Source organism: Psychrobacter sp. (assembly GCF_030457785.1).
Taxonomy (GTDB): Bacteria; Pseudomonadota; Gammaproteobacteria; order Pseudomonadales; family Moraxellaceae; genus Psychrobacter.
Genome location: NZ_JAKDUI010000268.1, coordinates 1 through 2824, shown reverse-complemented (window position 1 = coordinate 2824; position 2824 = coordinate 1). Strand labels below are relative to the sequence as shown.

General features: G+C 44.5%; 2 protein-coding genes. One reads left to right on the top strand and one right to left on the bottom strand.

What is annotated here, in order from left to right:
- Window positions 1–37: 37 nt before the first annotated feature.
- A complete protein-coding gene (locus L0J61_RS10370; protein WP_301466365.1) occupies window positions 38–313 on the bottom strand; it encodes a hypothetical protein in 276 nt (91 codons plus the stop codon).
- 200 nt (window positions 314–513) lie between these two features.
- Between L0J61_RS10370 and rlmKL the strand changes: the two genes are divergently transcribed.
- Window positions 514–2811, top strand: a complete 2298-nt coding sequence (rlmKL, locus tag L0J61_RS10365; protein ID WP_301466364.1) for a bifunctional 23S rRNA (guanine(2069)-N(7))-methyltransferase RlmK/23S rRNA (guanine(2445)-N(2))-methyltransferase RlmL — start codon at window positions 514–516, stop codon at window positions 2809–2811.
- Window positions 2812–2824 lie beyond the last annotated feature (13 nt).

Below are 2824 nucleotides of genomic sequence, written 5' to 3'. Positions count from 1 at the left end.
ATGTCAATTATGGCTACGTCTGATGCCAGCATACTTTTTAGAACACCACCCTTTTTTCAATGAATTCGGCGATGTGCTGTGTGCTAGTACCAAACATTGATAAGGCAATAAGTGCTATGTTGGGCCGGTATTGCTCAATTACGGCTAGCGTCTCGTCTCTATCAGTGGCGACACCGAGTATCTCAAGCCAATCTAACCGATTCAGAAGCAGCTCTAACCCTTCCAAAAAAATAGGATGGTCGTCAGCAACGATTAATGTAATTAGGCTGTTCATCCTTTGAGTATAGAACAAAAAGACAACTGCTTTTGCCATTTATAGCACACAATTAGCAGGTATTTAGCGATAGGCTCTTTAATTCTACTTAATACTATTGGTTAGTTTAGCACTTCTACACTATTAGCTCATATTAAGCATACGGCTTTGAACCCTAGCGACCTGAATTATGGTAAAATCGTCAGTCAAATAATATCTCTTTTACTCTCTGATTCGCTCTTTTAGCAACAGGTACCCGTATGACCGAAACAACCTCGACCGCACCTTCAACGGCATCTTCGCCCGCGTTGTCGCTTGACCTTATCATTACCTGTGCCGACGGGCTTGAAGCGCCTCTACAGACTGAGCTGACCAGCTTTGGTATTACAAGTGATATAAAGAGTACAGGACGCTTAGCCGTTACTGGTACGCTACGCGATCTGTATACGATTTGTCTGTGGTCACGTGTGGCCTCTCGTGTGCTCATGTTGATCAAACGCAGAAACATCAACGCTGAATACGATGTGGCTGAACAGCTTTATGGCTTGGCAAAATCTGTTGACTGGACTAAACAGTTTAGCTTAGAGCAGACCTTTGCGATTCGCCTTTCTGTCGATAAGCGTGTTTCTGTTAGCCAACAGTTTGCCATGCTACGCATCAAAGATGCCATCGCAGATACCTTCAACGAAGTGTATGACAGCCGACCTGACGTCGACAGTAAGAATCCTGATTTTTCTGTGTTTGCAACAGTGAATGATAAACACGCCGAGCTATACCTGGACTTATCAGGTACCAGTTTGCACCGTCGTGGTTATCGTGTGGCCATGACAGAAGCGCCATTGAAAGAAAACCTAGCAGCAGCCTTGCTGTATAGCTCTGGTTGGCATCTAAAAAATAAAGCGGGTAACGCACCTTTTTACAATGCCCTTATCGATCCAATGTGTGGCTCTGGGACGTTCATCATTGAAGCGCTGCTCATGCATTGTGATTATGCCGTGGGCATCGATAAAGCTGCCAATCAATTCGGTTTTTATCAATGGCAACATCATGATGAAGCCCTGTGGCAACAGATGATCGACGATGCCCAAGAGCGTTTCCGAGAGTCCTTAGAAATCGCCAACGAGCAACCAGACACCCTACCACTTATTTTAGGGTTCGATGCTGATAGTGGCGCAATTATCGCTACAGAAAAAAACCTGATTGCTGCGGGTTTGCAAGACTTACTGCCTCTACTCGACATCCAGACCCGTGCGCTGGATCAACTGAGCAGCACGCTCAAACCTCTGGTCGATGATGGTCGGTTGAGCAACCCTCTGATCATTACCAATCCACCGTACGGCGAGCGGTTGGGTGATGAAGATGTGATTAAACCCTTGTACCAAGCGATTGGGCTTATCCTGCAGGATAGCTTTGCAGGTAGTGGCGTCGATCCAATGCTTGGTATCTTGGCCTCAAATGTTGAGCAAGTTGATATATTACCGATTAAAGAGCCGAAAACCTTACGCTGTCACAATGGTGCCATTACGGTCTATTTCCGCTATGGAACCTTGATTTCAGGGCAGACAGAAAATCTCGTCAGCCGCTTTGAGAAACTAGAGATAGACGTCGAGGAAGGGCAAGACTTTATTAACCGCTTGCAGAAAAATGCTGCCAAACTTAAAAAGCTTGCCAAGAAAGATAACGTAAGTAACCTCCGAGTATACGATGCTGACTTACCAGACTTTAAAGTCGCTATCGATCTATACGGTGACTATGCGCATGTGCAAGAATATGCACCACCTAAGACCATCCCACCTGAGACGGCAAAAAAACGCTTGAATCTAGCGTTGATGGGTATCCGTGAGGTATTTGGCATCGACCGTGAACAAGTCTTTATCAAAACCCGCGCGCGTCAATCTGGAAATGATCAATACAGCAAACAGGGCAATACCGAAAAACGTGGTAAGTTTTATGTTGCTCGTGAAGACGGCGCCTACTTTTATGTCAATTTTACCGACTATCTCGATACTGGTCTCTTTATAGACCATCGCAATATGCGCGCACGTATCAAAAGCAACAGCCAAGGCAAATCCGTACTTAATTTGTTTGCTTATACCTGTACAGCGAGTGTACATGCAGCATTGGCTGGCGCGAAAAAAGTCACGAGCGTTGATCTGTCACAGAACTATCTAGATTGGGGCAAGCAAAACTTTGTGCTCAATGGTCTGGATGTCAATCGCAGGAAATATCAGTTCGTTGCCGCGGATATTTTTGAGTGGATCAAAGACAATACTGAACAATTCGATATCATCTTTATCGATCCTCCGACTTTTTCAAACTCTAAAAAGTTCCAAGGCACTTTTGATGTACAGCGTGATCATGCAGCATTGATCAATCGTGCGATGAACCGCCTAACTTCTGATGGTGTCCTGTACTTTTCAAACAACTTTACGCGCTTTGAGTTAGATGAACAGTTGATGGAGCGCTACGATATCATCGATGTGACGAAAAAAACGATTGGTTTTGATTTTAATATCAAAAAACCAATTCATCAAAGTTTCGAGATCCGTCATCGCTAATATAATTCTTTAC